Source organism: Streptomyces sp. NPDC001902 (genome assembly GCF_042891295.1).
In the GTDB taxonomy this organism is placed as follows: Bacteria; Actinomycetota; Actinomycetes; order Streptomycetales; family Streptomycetaceae; genus Actinacidiphila.
The window spans coordinates 22,801-37,100 of record NZ_JBIATA010000026.1 but is presented as its reverse complement, the minus strand read 5'-3'; the positions used below and the strand labels follow the sequence as shown (position 1 = coordinate 37,100).

Sequence of the window (14,300 nt, the reverse complement as noted above, 5' to 3'; positions counted from 1 at the left end):
GGGCAAAAATGATGGTCATGCGCTATTCCGCCGGAGAATAGACGGTTCCTACACTGAGGTTCCCTCACGAGGGGCGGAGTGGGGTCGCGCAGGCGGGCGGGGGAGATGGCGCATGGCATTACCCGTGGGGCAGGGAGACGCCTCGGACAAGCCCTATTTCTTCCTCAGTTACGCGCACACCCCCAGGAACGACCCCTCGGATCCCGACCCCGACCTGTGGGTCGCCAAGCTCTACAACGACCTGTGCGCGCACATCCTGCAGATGACGACGCTGCCCGCCGGGGTCAAGGCGGGCTTCATGGACCGGGGGATGAACGTCGGCGAGGGCTGGCCGGAATCGCTCGCCGAGGCGCTGGCGCACTGCCAGGTCTTCGTCCCGCTCTATTCGCCCCGCTACTTCCGCAGCCAGCAGTGCGGCAAGGAGTGGTTCGCCTTCTCCCAGCGCGCCGTCCACCACCGGTCCCTGCACGACCGCCCGATATCCGGCATCGTGCCCGCGCTGTGGGTGCCGGTCGCCGCGAACGACATGCCGGGCCCGGCCGAGGGACTGCAGTTCAACCACGCGGACTTCGGCGAGGACTACGCCGCCGAGGGCTTCTACGGGCTGATCAAGCTCAGCTACCTCAAGCACGAGTACGAGCGGGCCGTCTACCGCCTCGCACAGCGCATCGTGCAGGTCGTCGAGGACACCAAGATCGCCAAAGGGCGTCACCTCGACTACCACCACGTCCCCAGTGCCTTCGGCCCCCCGGGCGCCAGCCGGCCGCTGCGCGTGACGGTGCTCGCCTGCTGCGACGCCGAGGAACTGCCCGCGGGCCGCAGCCCCACCTGTTACGGGCCCTCGCCGCGCGACTGGAACCCCTACCGCCCGCAGAGCAGCCGGCCGCTCGCCGACCACGCGGCCGACCTGGCGCGCAACCTCGACTACCGGGTCAGCGTGGGGGTGTTCGAGGAGGAGCTGGACCGCCTGCTGGACCCCACGCCCACCGCCCCCGGACTGCTGCTGCTCGACCGCTGGGCGCTGGACTCGCCCGACCGGCGGGAGATGCTGAGCCGCTTCGGCAGCGAGCACCGGCCCTGGGTCAGCGTCCTGGTGCCGTGGAACCGCGCCGACCCGGAGTCGGGCGGCCACGAGGAGGCCCTGCGCCGCCTCGCCGACGACGCCCTCGACCCCAGCCGCGCGGACGGCCCGGGCGGGCGCTTCGTCCGCAACAACATCCCGAGCCTGGAGGCGTTCAGCGACGACGTGCCCAGGGCCGTGGGACGCGCCGCCAAGCACTACGCCGCCCACGCCCCGGCCTTCCCGCCCCAGGGCCCGCACAGTTCGCGCCCGAGGCTCCGGGGTCCGTCCCCAGGGGCGTACGGACCCGAGCGCTCCTCCCCGTACGGCCTGCACGACGACCGCGGCACCACGGAACCCGACAAACCGGAGGGCGAGGATGACCGAGAGCCGTAACGGACGTGTGATCACGTTCTACTCGTACAAGGGCGGCACCGGACGGACCATGGCCCTGGCGAACACCGCCTGGATCCTCGCCGCCAACGGCCACCGGGTGCTGACGGTGGACTGGGACCTGGAGGCCCCGGGCCTCTTCCGCTTCTTCCACCCCTTCCTGGACCCCTCCGCGCTCGCGGCCACCACCGGCATGATCGACCTGATCACCGAGTACCGGGAGGAGGCGCTGCGCGACGTGCCGCGGCCCCCCGACTGGCACCGCCAGTTCGCCCGGGTCCGCCCGCACGCCATATCCCTCAACTGGGCCTTCCCCGGCGGCGGCAGCCTGGACTACCTGTCAGCGGGCCGGCAGGACCGCAACTACTCCACCGCGCTCACCGGCATCGACTGGGACGTCTTCTACGACCGCTTCGGCGGCGGCCAGTTCCTGGACGCCATGCGCGCGGACATGCGCCGCCACTACGACTACGTCCTCATCGACAGCCGTACCGGCCTCAGCGACATCGCCGACATCTGCACCGTCCACATGCCCGACGAGCTGGTGGTCTGCTTCACCCTCAGCGACCAGAGCATCTTCGGCGCCGCCGCCGTCGCCCGTGACATCGAGGAGCGCTACAACGGCCGGGGCATCCGCATCTTCCCCGTGCCCATGCGCATCGACGACGGCGAGAAGGAGAAGGCGGACGCCGGACGGGCCCTGGCCCGCGCCCAGTTCGACGGTCTCCCGGCCGGCATGGACGACGACGAACTCGTCTCCTACTGGGGGTCGGTGGAGATTCCCTACCGCCCCTTCTACGCCTACGAGGAGATCCTGGCGACCTTCGGGGACGCCCCGGGCCTGTCCAGCTCGATGCTGTCGGCCTGCGAACGCCTGACCTCCGTGGTCTCCGGCGGCGCGGTGAACTCACTGCCCCCGATCGCGGAGTCCGAACGGCTGCGCTGGGCGGCGGAGTTCACCCGGCGCAGGCCCGTCCCGCCGTCCGGCCTGGTGCTGGCGTACGTGCCCGAGGACCGCATGTGGGCGGACTGGATCGAGTGGATCCTGACCCGTGCCGGGTTCCGGGTCGTCCCCTGGGACGTGGAGACCCACACCGCGCCCGCGGAACAGCCCGCCGTGGCCGGGGCCTCCGCCCGCACCCTCGTCGTGCTCTCCGCCGCCTACCTGCGGTCCCGGCGGGCCATGCGGGTGTGGGAGTCGAGCTCGGGCACCGATCCCTCGGGCCCGCAGCACCAGCTGCTGCCGATCCGGGTCGGCGACGTCCGGCCCGGCCCGCCGCTGGCCCAGCGCAGCCCGGTCAGCCTGGTGCGGCTCGACCACGCCGCGGCCGCCACCACGCTGCTGCGCGCCCTCGGCCGTGACGACACGGACCTCAACCCGACCGCCATGACCAACGGCCCGCGCTACCCCGTCGGCGACCCCAAGGTGTCCAACCTGCGGCCCCGCAACACCTTCTTCACCGGCCGCTCCACCGTCCTGGACCGGCTGCGCGACCGCCTGGGCGGCGGCAACCCCTCCGTCCAGCCCTTCCCGCAGACCCTCCACGGCCTCGGCGGCGTCGGCAAGACACAGGTGGCGCTGGAGTACGCGCACCGCTTCAAGGCCGACTACGACCTCGTGTGGTGGATCGAGGCGGAGCAGGAGGACCGGATCGCGCCCTCCCTCGCCGAACTCGCCCGCCGCCTGGAGCTGAGGGTCGGCGACAGCGTGTCCGAGGCCGCCGAGGCGGCCCGTGAGGAACTGGCCACCGGCATCCGCTTCCCGCGCTGGCTGCTGGTGTTCGACAACGTCGAGGACCCCGAGCGGGTGCGCCGCTTCTTCCCCGGGGGACGCGGCCACATCGTGGTCACCGCCCGGAACAAGCCGCCGACGGGACCGACCGAGCCCCTGGAGATCGAGGTCTTCAACCGCTCGGAGAGCGTGGAGCACCTGCGCCGCCGGGTCGGCGGGATGAGCCGGGAGGACGCCGGGCAGGTGGCCGAGGCGGTCGGTGACCTGCCGCTGGCGGTCGAGGTGGCCGCCGCGTGGCTCGCCGAGACCGCCACCCCCGTCGACGTCTACGTGCACCAGCTCAAGGAGCAGACGACCAAGGCGCTGTCGGTCACCACCGCCGCCGGCTACCCGCGGGAGGTCGGGGCGACCTGGAGCATCTCCATCAGCCGGCTGCGCAACCAGTCCAAGGCCGCCGTCCGGCTGCTGGAGCTGTGCGCGTTCTTCGCGGCCGAGCCGATCTCGATGACCCTCATCGAGAGCGACTCCATGATCCAGGCGCTGCTGCCGCACGACCCCCAGCTGCGCGACCGCTACATGCTCGGCAAGGTCATCCAGGCGCTCAACCGCTTCGCCCTGGCCAAGGTCGACCCGGCCGACAGCAGCATCCAGGTGCACCGGCTGGTGCAGGCCGCCGTGCGCTCGGAGATGTCGGAGGACGACCAGCAGGACACGATGCACGAGGTGCACCGCATCCTCGCCGAGGCCCGGCCGCCGGAGGACGCCATCAACGACCCGGCGAACTGGCCCGGGTTCGAGCTGATCTGGCCGCACCTCGCGCCGTCGCAGGCCGAGGACTGCCGCGAGGAGAAACCACGCCAGCTGCTGGTCAACCGTGTCCGCTACCTGTGGAAGAGCGGCGAACTGGAGCAGGCCAGGCAACTGGCCGAGCAACTGCTCGGCGTGTGGCAGCAGTCCCTCGGCGAGGACGACCTGCAGACCCTCAACCTGCAGTTCGAGCTCGCCAACGTGCTCCGCTCGCAGGGCAAGTACCAGGAGGCCCGGCAGTACGACGAGGACACCCTGGCCCGGCAGACCGCCCTGCTGGCCCCCGGCCACCCGCACACCCTGATCACCGGCGGCAGCCTCGCCGCGGACCTGCGGGCGCTGGGCCTGTTCCAGGAGGCCAGGGAACGCGACGAGCAGATCTACGCCGGCTTCAAGGACATCTTCGGCGAGCAGCACCCGCGCTCGCTCGTCGCGGCCAACAACCTCGCCATCGACTACCGGCTCACCGGGGACTCCGAACTCGCCCGCCGGCTGGACCAGGAGACCGTGGACCGGCGCACCCCGATGCTCGGCGACCGCCACCCGTACACCCTGTCCACCAAGGCCAACCTCGCTCGCGACCTGCGGGAGATCGGCGACTACACCGGTTCCGTCGCGATGCTCGAAGAGGTGATGGACGTCTTCCAGGACGTCCTCAACCCCGACGTGCCCGAGACCCTCCGCAACGCCAAGAGCCTCGCCGTCTCGCTGCGCAAGGCGGGCCGCGCCGCGGAGGCGATGCGGCTCACCCAGGTGACGTACGACCGCTACCTGGAGCGGTACGGGCCCGACGTGCCCGACACGCTCGCCTGCGCGCTCAACCTCGCCGCCGACTACTCGGCGGCCGGCGACAAGGCGAAGGCCCGCGACCTGGCGACCGACGCCCTCGCCGCCTACCGCCGGCTGCTCGGCGACGACCACCCGTTCACCCTGGCCTGCCGCAACAACCTCGCCATCTACCTGCGGGGCAGCGGCAACGCCGAGGAGGCCGTGGCGGTCGGCACCGAAACCCTGGCCGGGCTGGAACGCGCGGTCGGCCCCCGGCACCCCTACACCCTCAACTGCACGATCAACCTGGGCAACGCCACGGGCGAACAGGGGGACACCGACCGTGCCGTGACCCTCCTGGAGACCGCACTGCGCGGCCTCACCGAGCGCTACGGTCCCGAGCACCCGGACGCCCTGGCCTGCGAGATCAACCTGGCCTACGCCCTGCGGCAGTCCGGCCGGCACGCACGGGCGCAGGCGATCCGCAGCAAGGTGCTCCCGGAGTGCGTACGGCTGCTCGGCGAGGAGCACCCCCTCAGCCGGGCCGCCCGCGAGTGGTACCGGGTCAACCGGGACTTGGAGCCGCAGCCGGTGTGAGCGGCGGTCAGGCGGGCATCGACCGCGCCCGACCGCCCCCGGCGGCCGCCCAGGCGAGCACCTTGGGCAGCACCGACAGGGCCGCGAAGTGCGCGGCCCCCGGCTGCACCACCATGCTCGCGCCGGGGATGTGCTCGGCCAGCCAGCGCGAGTGCGCCACCGGCGAGAACACGTCGTCCTCGCCGTGCCACAGCAGCACCGGTGCCGCGATGCGGTCCAGTCCGAACCCCCAGCTCCGGTTGAACGCCAGCGTGTCGTCGATCCAGCCGTCGGCCGAGGTGCGCAGCGCCTCCGCGTAGGTGCGCAGCAGCATCGTGCGCAGGCCCGCGTCCGCGATCACCCGCTGGTCCGGCTCCGGCATCTCCTCCCGGAGCACGGCGAGCAGGCTGGCCGGGTCGTCGCGGATGGTGCGGGAGCGCAGTTCCAGCCGGGCGGCGAGCCGCCGTTGCGCCGCGTCGGCGGTGGTGTGGTCGCGGACGTTGGACCGGGTCATCCCCGCGTACCAGGCGAGCCCCTGCGCGTCCCGCGGCGCGAGCCCCACCAGCACCGCCACCCGCGTCACACGGTCGGGCAGCAGCGCGGCGCACGCGAGCGAGTGCGGCCCGCCGCCCGAGCGGCCGACCACCGCGAACGCGTCCAGGCCCATGGCGTCGGCGATCACCGCGACATCGGCGGCGACGTCCGCGACCCGCCGGCCGGGCAGCCGCTCGGAGCCGCCGTACCCGGGCCGGTCGAAGGAGATCAGCCGCACCCCCAGCCGGTACAGCACGGCGCTGCGCGGCACCGGGCCGAGCCGGCTGCCGGGTGTGCCGTGCAGCAGGAACACGGGCCTGCCCCGCGGATCGCCCCGGGTCTCCACCGCCAGTTCCCGCCCGTCCCTCGCCCGTACGACACGCAATGCGAGCAGCCCCCTCTCGTGTCCCGCGGTCCGTCCCTCACACGCGCATCTCGCGCCTCGCCTGCCAGGTGGTGTGCTCCCGGGACACCGCGTCCTCGGCGTCCCGGGTCAGCTGCGACCACAGGTGCTCGGCATGCGGGTCGTCCAGGTCCAAGGACGCCAGCTGCACCCGGATCAGCTCCAGTTCGTCGGCCGCCACCCGGTACGCCGCGGCCAGGGGGCTGTACTGGCGCAGCTGCGCCCAGGCCGCGACCGAGGCCGTGATGGCCGACACGAAGCCCAGGGTGTCGAAGGGTGACCAGCCGCCCGCCCGCAGCACCAGGAAGAGGACGCCGAGCAGCGGGAAGGCCATCGCCAGCCGTCCCGCCCGGCGCCCGTTCACCTCGCAGCGGACCGCCTTCATCGTGTACCACTCGTGCTGCACCCGGATGCGCTCCCGCAGGTACACGTCGTGCCGCACGCGCAGCGGCGCGTCCCGCAGCCGCCGCATCGCCGGGGTGATGCCCGAGTCGACGTGGGAGGGCAGGGCCCTGCTGCGCCGGAAGGTGTGCAGGACGTCACCGAGCTGCAGCCGGTACAGGGCGTCCGGGTCGCGTTCGTCGCCGGGCGGCGTGAAGGGGTCGGCCCGCACCGAGTACTTCCAGGCGAGCGTCTTCATGGACTCGGCCAGCGCCCGGCCCTCGTACCACAGCGCCTGCGGGTTCTGGCGGTGGATCACCCAGGTGGTCCACGCGGCGTACGCGAACAGGACGGCCGCGAGCCAGGAAGCCCAGTGCAGGCGGCCCGCGGTGGCGTCGAAGGAGCTGAAGACGGAGGCCACCGTGAGCAGCCCGAGCTGCTGGCGCGACAGCCGTACGGTCTGCCACTGGCCCCGCAGTGACGCCCGGTCGGCGGACCGGAACAGGTCCGGGAGCAACTCGCGTTCGCTCACCATCGGCAGCGGCCCCCCGCACTCGCTGAATCCCGCAGTCATCCCAGTATGGGCGTGCCGGGGGCGGCAGCCCAGTAGGCGTCCGGCCGAACTCCCGCTCCCCGCACGCGCCGTGCCCGCGCGGGCGGCGCCGCGCGCGGCACGTCCGTCACGCCCTCGGCGAACGTGCGCCGCACGGGCCGGAGCGGCGGGCAGGCTGAGGGGTGTGCTGACACGAGTCGCGGTCCTGTCCGACGTCCACGGCAACCTGCCGGCCCTGCAGGCCGTACTGGCCGAGCCCGACGTCCGCACCGCCGAGCGGGTGGTCCTCACCGGGGACCACGCGGCGGGCCCGATGCCGGTCCCCACCCTCGACGCGCTGCGCGACCTCGGCGGGCGCGCCCTGTGGATCCGCGGCAACGCGGACCGCGAACTGGTCGAGCACCGCCGTACGGGCAGGACCACCGGGTACCCGGAGTCGGACTGGGCCGCGCGACGGCTCCGCGAGGACCAGGTGACCTTGCTGGCATGCCTCCCGGACACCGTGGAGCTGGAGGTCCACGGCCCGGGCCGGACGCTGTTCTGCCACGCAACCCCGCGCGACGACGAGGAGATCGTGCTCGTCGACTCCCGCGCCGAGCGCTGGGCCGAGGTGATGTCCGGCGTCGCCCCCGAGGTGGAGACCGTCGTCTGCGGGCACACGCACATGCCGTACGCCCGGGTCGTCCACGGCCGGCTGGTCGTCAACCCCGGGAGCGTCGGCATGCCGTACGGCCGCGGCGGCGCCCACTGGGCGCTCCTGGGCGCGGGCGGCGTCCAGCTGCGTCGCACCGTCTACGACCGCGAGGCGGCGGCCGCGCGGATCGTCGCGGAGTCCGGCTTCGACGGCGCGGCGCGGTGGGCGCGGGAGTACGTCCTCGGCTGCCATCCGGCCGAGGCCGTGATCGACGCGTGGGGCCCGCGCGACGGGCGGCCCGCGCCGCGGCGCCCGGGCGACGGCGGCTGACGCCACGGCTCACGCGACGCGCGGGGAGGACGGCTCAGTCCCACCACACGACGATGTACAGCCCCCGCCGCGAAGCCTGCTCGTAGAAGGCGCGCAGCGCGGTGAAGTGCCCCGTCAGGTACCCCCAGGGGTCACGGACGCCCGGCAGCCCGTGGTCCGCCCCGTGCGCCCTCACCGCGTCCCAGTCGATCGCCGCCAGACCCTCCGCGACCAGGGTCACGCCCGCCGGGGCGACCGCGCCGGGAGGCGGCCCGAACACGCCGACCGCCTCCGGGTGGTCGAGGAAGGCGACGGCGACCTCCGGGTCGCCGTCCAGCGCGCGCTCCAGCGCGGCCAGGGCCGGTGCCGCCGCGCCCGCGGCCCGGCACACCCTCTTCAGCGATGCCGGTGCCCAGTCGAGGTCGAGCACGTCCTCGCACGGCGGGTCCCATCCCGGGTCGCCGTCCGGGCTCTCCCGGGCCGCCGTACGGCATCGGGCCAGGAACCCCTCCGTCACCCGCGCGAGTTGCTGTGCCACCGCCACGGGAACAGTGTTGTCCGGCCCCGGCGCCGCTGGTAGGAACGCCGCATGGATGTGGGGACGCTCACCGCGGTGGCCGGCCTGCCGCTGGCGGCCGTGGCGGCGTATCTGGCGTGGGAGCCGCAGCGCACCGTGCGCCGGCAGCGGGCGGTCGACCGGTTCATCGAGGTGCGCCGGCACCTCAAGGAGCACCGCGCGGAGCTGGCGGAGGCGGGACTGGCCGCGCATCCCGCGCGGGACGGGGAGCTGGCGCTGCTCACGGCGCCGGGGTGGATCCCCGAGGAGCCGCTGCCCGCCGCGCGGGTGCGGCTGAGCCTGCGGCCCGAACCGGAGCCGGGGAACGGGGAATTCGAAGCCGCGAAGCGCAGGCTGCGCGGCTACTGGCCGCGCCGGGACGGCTTCGCCTCGGCCGTGGGGGAGTACGACCGGCCCGCGATGTGGTTCAACGGGCCCGGTTACCGGCTGACCGGGGTGACGCCCGGGGAGGGGGCACCGGCCCTGGAGTTCGCGCTGGCCGGCTACTTCGACTCGTACGACACCGCCGAGCCGCTCGCCTACGAGGCCGCCCTGCGCCACCGTGACGGCGACGCTCCGATGGCCGGCCGCTACCGCCGCTGGCTGGGGGACCCCTTCGACCTGGGCCGCCGCTGCGCCCAGTCCGGCGTCAGCACCCTCACCGTCAGGGTCGACGGCGACCGGGCGTACTTCTTCCTCCACCGGCGCGACGCCCAGGGCGTGGCCACCGCCATGAACACCACCCACGTCGTCCCCGCCGGGGAGTTCCAGCCGCACGCCGACGTGCTGCCGGTCTGGCACTCCGACCTGGACCTGTGGCACAACACGATGCGCGAGTACGCGGAGGAGTTCCTCGGCGCGCCGGACGCCGGGGGCGTCGGCGGGGCGACCCTCGACTACGACACCGACGAGCCGTACGCGAGCATGAACCGCGCCGCCCGCGAGGGCCGGGCCCGCTTCAGCTTCCTGGGGCTCGGGCTCGACCCGCTGAACTGGAAGCCGGAGCTGCTCACCGTCTGCGTGTGGGAGGCCGCGACCTTCGACACCGTCTTCGGCGGCATGACCGAGCGCAACGAGGAGGGCGTGATCGTGGTCGGCCACGGCCACCGGGGGCTGCCCTTCACCGAGGAGAACGTCCTCGGCTACGCCCGGCACCCCCGCACCCACTCCGCGGGGCGGGCCTGCCTGCACCTGGCGTGGCGCAGGCGGGCCGCACTCGGCATCCCGTGACGTACGGTCAGGCCGGCCGCAGCCAGACCGTGGCCAGCGGCGGCAGGGTGAGCTGCACGCTCTCGCGCCGGCCGTTCCAGGCGACCGGCTCGGACTTCAGCGGCTCGGGGTTGGTGACGTCGCTCCCGCCGTACGCGGAGGCGTCGGTGTTGAGCACCTCCCGCAGCGCCTCCACGCCGTCCGGCACGCCGATCCGGTAGCCGTGGCGGACGACCGGCGAGAAGTTGCTGACCGCGACCAGCGGGTTCCCCCCGGCGTCGAGGCGCACGAAGGAGAAGACGTTGTCCTCGGCGGCGCCTCCGTCGAGCCAGGCGAAGCCGTCCGGGGTGGTGTCGAGCTGCCACAGCGCCGGTGTGGCCCGGTAGCAGGTGTTGAGGTCCCGGACGAGGTCCCGCACTCCGCGGTGGTCGCCCGCCGCGGAGTAGGTCTCGTCGAGCAGCCACCAGTCCGGCCCGTGGTCGTGGGACCACTCGGCTCCCTGCGCGAACTCCTGCCCCATGAAGAGCAGTTGCTTGCCCGGGTGGGCCCACATGAAGCCGAGGTAGGCGCGGTGGCCGGCGCGCTGCTGCCACCAGTCGCCGGGCATCTTGGCCACCAGCGCGCCCTTGCCGTGGACGACCTCGTCGTGCGAGATCGGCAGGACGTAGTTCTCGCTGTAGGCGTACACCATCGAGAAGGTCATCTCGTTGTGGTGGTACTTGCGGTGCACCGGCTCGTGCTTGATGTACTCCAGCGAGTCGTGCATCCACCCCATGTTCCACTTCAGGCCGAAGCCGAGCCCGCCGAAGCCGGCCGGGCCGACGTGGTGGGTGGGCCGGGTGACGCCGTCCCAGGCGGTGGACTCCTCGGCGATGGTGACGACACCGGGGCAGCGCCGGTAGACGGTCGCGTTCATCTCCTGCAGGAAGGCGACGGCGTCCAGGTCCTCGCGCCCGCCGTACGCGTTCGGCGCCCACTGGCCGTCCTCGCGGGAGTAGTCCAGGTAGAGCATGGAGGCGACGGCGTCCACCCGCAGCCCGTCGATGTGGAACTCCTCGCACCAGTAGACCGCGTTGGCCACCAGGAAGTTGCGGACCTCGATGCGGCCGAAGTCGAACTCCAGCGTCCCCCAGTCGGGATGGTCCCCGCGCCAGGGGTGCTCGTAGAGGTTGGTGCCGTCGAAGTGCGCCAGCGCCCAGTCGTCCTTGGGGAAGTGGGCCGGCACCCAGTCCATGATGACGCCGATGCCCGCCCGGTGCAGCGCGTCCACCAGGTACCGGAAGTCGTCCGGGGTGCCCATCCGGGCGGTGGGGGCGTAGTACGAGGTGACCTGGTAGCCCCACGAGCCGCCGAAGGGGTGCTCGGCGACCGGCATCAGCTCTACGTGCGTGAAGCCCAGGTCGCGCACGTACGCCGGGAGCTGTTCGGCCAGTTCGCGGTACGACAGCCCCGGCCGCCACGAGGCGAGGTGCACCTCGTACACCGACAGGGGCGCCTCGTGCACCGGCACGCGGCCGCGTGAGGCCATCCAGTCGGCGTCCTGCCATTCGTGGCGGGACGCGGTGACGACGGAGGCGGTGGCGGGAGGTGTCTCGGTGCGGCGGGCCATCGGGTCGGCCTTGAGCCGCCGTCCGCCGTCCGGCCCGCAGACCTCGAACTTGTAGCGCTGCCCCTCGCCGACCTCGGGCAGGAACAGCTCCCACACGCCGGACGAGCCCAGTGAGCGCATCGGGAAGGCGGTGCCGTCCCAGCAGGTGAAGTCGCCGACCACCCGCACCCCGCGCGCGTTGGGCGCCCACACGGTGAACCGGGTGCCGGTGACGCCCTCATGGGTCATCGGCTCGGCGCCGAGCGCCTTCCACAGCTGCTCGTGGCGCCCCTCGTTGATCAGGTGCAGGTCGAACTCGCCGAGCGCCGGCAGGAAGCGGTACGGGTCGTCCACCTCGCGCTCGTCGCCGTCGTAGGTGACGGCGAGCCGGTACGCGGGGACCTCGGTCAGCGGCAGCACACCGCTGAACAGCCCGTCGCCCTCGTGGTGCAGCACCGTCCGCGCCCCGTCGCCGGTGACGACGGCCACGCTCCGTGCGTACGGCCGCAGCGCCCGGAAGGCCAGGCCGTCCGCCACGCGGTGGACACCGAGCAACCCGTGCGGGTCGTGGTGGGCGCCGTCCAGCAGCCGGCGCCGCTCGCCGGGGTCGAGCTCCGGGGCCGGGGGCACATCGCCGGTCACGGGGCCGGCGGCCGGCGCGACCTCGGGCGCGGGCGGCGGCGCCTGGTGGCCGACCCCCGCGGGGGGCGCGGTGCGCGGCGCGGTGCCCGAGGCGGCCGGCCGCCCGGACCCGGCGGGGTCGTAGCCCCGCGCGACGGCCTCGGAGGAGCCGGACGCCTCCGGTCGCGGGCGGTCCGCGGCGGCCGGGCGGGCGCCCTCGGACGCGGATTCCGCGCCGACGGTCTTCCCCCCACGTGCGGGCTTCGCGCCGGCGGCCTTCTGCGGCCCGGCGGCCGAGGCCGGCGGGGTCGGCGGGGCGGCGGGGGGCGGCGGGGGAGCCGAGCCCTCGGACCCGGTGCCGCGTGCGGGACGTGCGGCGCGGGCCCTCCCGTTCCCGCCCGGGCCGGGGGTGCCGGGGGTGGAGTCGGGGAACGGCTGGCGATCGGTCACGGTCAGGTCCTCCTCGGATGGGCGTGGGGGCGCCCGGTCAGGGGGTGCGGCCGTGCGGCGGCTGCGCGAGGCGGCGCACCGCGGCCATGGGGATGGGGAGCCAGGCCGGCCGGTGCCTGGCCTCGTAGAGCACTTCGTAGACGGCCTTGTCGGTCTCGTAGGCGCGTATGACGACGGGCTCGTCCCTCGGATCGGTCCCGGTGGCCTCCGCGTAGCCCGCGCAGAAGGCGGCGCGCTGCGTCTTGGCCCATTCGGGCGCCTCGGAGGCGGACGGGTCGTGGTGCCGGGCGGCGTAGTCGAAGGAGCGCAGCATCCCGGCGACGTCCTGCACCGGGGACGCGGGACGGCGGCGTTCGGGCAGCGGCCGCGCCGGCTCGCCCTCGAAGTCGATCAGCACCCACCCTCCGGGCCCGGTCCGCAGGGCCTGGCCGAGGTGGAGGTCGCCGTGGATGCGCTGGGCGGCCAGCGTCGTGCCGAGCGTCCCGAGTGCGGCGAGGTCGTCGAAGGCGGCCCGCAGCGCCGCGCGGTACGGCCGCAGGGCGGGCACCGCCGCGGCGGCGGCGTCCAGCCGTCCGGCCATCGCGGCGGCGAGCAGTTCGATCTGCGGACGGCGCAGGGTGCTCGTCGGCAGGGCGCGCGCCAGCGCCAGGTGGACCTCCGCGGTCGCGCGCCCCAGCGCGTGCGCCTCGCCGGAGAAGTCCGTGCCGTCCTCCACCGCCTGCAGGGCGAGTTCCCAGGCCCCGGCGGAACCGGGCAGGAAACGCTGCAGCACGCCGAGCGTGGCGGGCTCGTCGTACAGGCCCAGCGCCTCGAACCAGGCGGCGGGCGCCGCGACGCGTCGCGAACCGGCCCGCGCGAGGGCGAGCGATAGCTCCAGGTCGGGGTTGGGGCCCGGGGCGACCCGCCGGAACAGCTTGAGGATGAACGTGTCGCCGTAGATGACCGAGCTGTTGGACTGCTCCGCGGTGGACAGCCGCGGCGCCAGCCCCGCCGGGATCGCCGCGGCGGGCTCGGAGCCGAAGCGCAGGTGCCCGGTGCGGCCGGGCGCCCGCAGCCGCTCCAGCAGCAGGGACGTCAGACGTGGGTCGTGCAGCGCCTCGTAGATGGTGAGGCCGTCCAGGGGTCCGCCGACGGCGTGCCCGACGAGCGCCGGGGCCAGCGCGGGCGGCAGCAGCGCCCGGGTGCCGAGCAGCAACTGGTAGGTGTCGGCCGGCTTCCCGTGCCCGGTGCCCGGCATCCGCTCCTGCACGTCCTGATGGACGTCGAGCAAAAGATGGAGCAGTCCTGGAGTGCCGAGCCGCCCGTCGGCGGGCAGCAGTTCGGTGGCCGAGACCAGCCCGAAGCCGCTGATCGGCCGCCCCTTCCCGGCGAACCACCGCTGCCGGGGCAGCCATTCCCGCAGCAACGGGCCGAGCGCGGAGAGCAGTCCCGGTGCCGGGGGCACGGTGGTCCCCGGCCGGACTGCTGAGGTGCGAAGCCACGAGGTGTCCGACATGACGTCCTTTCCTCGGGTGCCGGGCCTGCTGGTTCCCTAAGTGAAGGGGCGCGCTGCGGCGATGGTCCGACGAGTGGGACGTGTCGGACGAATATCATCCGAGCCGGTGGAGCAATTGGCGTACTTGGCGTACGAGGGACAAGGGCCCGTACAGCATCCGATATGACGCTGGATCCGGCAGGGGGAGCCTGCCCCGGCGGCCCGGCACGAAACCGTGCCGGGCCGCCGGGT

Annotated in this window: 9 protein-coding genes; 4 read left to right on the top strand and 5 right to left on the bottom strand. The window is 73.8% G+C overall.

The features are described from left to right. The first annotated feature begins 112 nt into the window (after positions 1–112). Together ACFYYN_RS33050 and fxsT are read left to right on the top strand one after the other, a co-directional pair. On the top strand, positions 113–1,456 hold the full coding sequence (locus tag ACFYYN_RS33050) for a TIR-like protein FxsC (RefSeq protein WP_500548664.1): 1,344 nt from the start codon (positions 113–115) through the stop codon (positions 1,454–1,456). Then, a complete protein-coding gene (gene fxsT / locus ACFYYN_RS33045) occupies positions 1,440–5,357 on the top strand; it encodes an FxSxx-COOH system tetratricopeptide repeat protein (protein WP_500548663.1) in 3,918 nt (1,305 codons plus the stop codon). The genes ACFYYN_RS33050 and fxsT overlap by 17 nt, the downstream gene beginning before the upstream one ends. Positions 5,358–5,364: 7 nt before the next feature. Here the strand turns inward: fxsT and ACFYYN_RS33040 are convergent, their stop codons facing one another. Continuing rightward, entirely contained in the window at positions 5,365–6,255 is an 891-nt protein-coding gene (locus tag ACFYYN_RS33040) for an alpha/beta fold hydrolase (RefSeq protein WP_500548662.1), read from the bottom strand. A gap of 37 nt (positions 6,256–6,292) precedes the next feature. Then, a complete protein-coding gene (locus tag ACFYYN_RS33035) occupies positions 6,293–7,228 on the bottom strand; it encodes a DUF4231 domain-containing protein (protein WP_499514088.1) in 936 nt (311 codons plus the stop codon). A 163-nt stretch (positions 7,229–7,391) separates the two neighbouring features. Between ACFYYN_RS33035 and ACFYYN_RS33030 the strand changes: the two genes are divergently transcribed. Beyond that, positions 7,392–8,171: a metallophosphoesterase family protein gene (locus ACFYYN_RS33030; RefSeq protein ID WP_500548661.1), complete on the top strand. Its 780-nt coding sequence runs from the start codon at positions 7,392–7,394 to the stop codon at positions 8,169–8,171. 34 nt (positions 8,172–8,205) lie between these two features. On the opposite strand, the gene ACFYYN_RS33025 is transcribed toward ACFYYN_RS33030, so the two are convergent. Then, a complete protein-coding gene (locus ACFYYN_RS33025; RefSeq protein ID WP_500548660.1) occupies positions 8,206–8,694 on the bottom strand; it encodes a DUF1877 family protein in 489 nt (162 codons plus the stop codon). Between the two features lie 45 nt (positions 8,695–8,739). Here ACFYYN_RS33025 and ACFYYN_RS33020 point away from each other — a divergent pair, with 45 nt between their 5' ends. Then, on the top strand, positions 8,740–9,936 hold the full coding sequence (locus ACFYYN_RS33020) for a hypothetical protein (RefSeq protein ID WP_500548659.1): 1,197 nt from the start codon (positions 8,740–8,742) through the stop codon (positions 9,934–9,936). A 7-nt stretch (positions 9,937–9,943) separates the two neighbouring features. On the opposite strand, the gene glgB is transcribed toward ACFYYN_RS33020, so the two are convergent. Continuing rightward, positions 9,944–12,574 (bottom strand): 1,4-alpha-glucan branching enzyme, encoded by a 2,631-nt coding sequence (glgB, locus tag ACFYYN_RS33015; protein ID WP_500548658.1) that lies wholly within the window; start codon positions 12,572–12,574, stop codon positions 9,944–9,946. A gap of 37 nt (positions 12,575–12,611) precedes the next feature. Beyond that, positions 12,612–14,069, bottom strand: a complete 1,458-nt coding sequence (locus tag ACFYYN_RS33010; RefSeq protein WP_500548657.1) for a maltokinase N-terminal cap-like domain-containing protein — start codon at positions 14,067–14,069, stop codon at positions 12,612–12,614. Positions 14,070–14,300: the final 231 nt, after the last annotated feature.

Coding starts and splice junctions, on each gene's coding strand:
- ACFYYN_RS33050 (WP_500548664.1), top strand. CDS start 113: ATGGCATTACCCGTGGGGCAGGGAGACGCCTCGGACAAGCCCTATTTC.
- fxsT (WP_500548663.1), top strand. CDS start 1,440: ATGACCGAGAGCCGTAACGGACGTGTGATCACGTTCTACTCGTACAAG.
- ACFYYN_RS33035 (WP_499514088.1), bottom strand. CDS start 7,228: ATGACTGCGGGATTCAGCGAGTGCGGGGGGCCGCTGCCGATGGTGAGC.
- ACFYYN_RS33020 (WP_500548659.1), top strand. CDS start 8,740: ATGGATGTGGGGACGCTCACCGCGGTGGCCGGCCTGCCGCTGGCGGCC.
- ACFYYN_RS33010 (WP_500548657.1), bottom strand. CDS start 14,069: ATGTCGGACACCTCGTGGCTTCGCACCTCAGCAGTCCGGCCGGGGACC.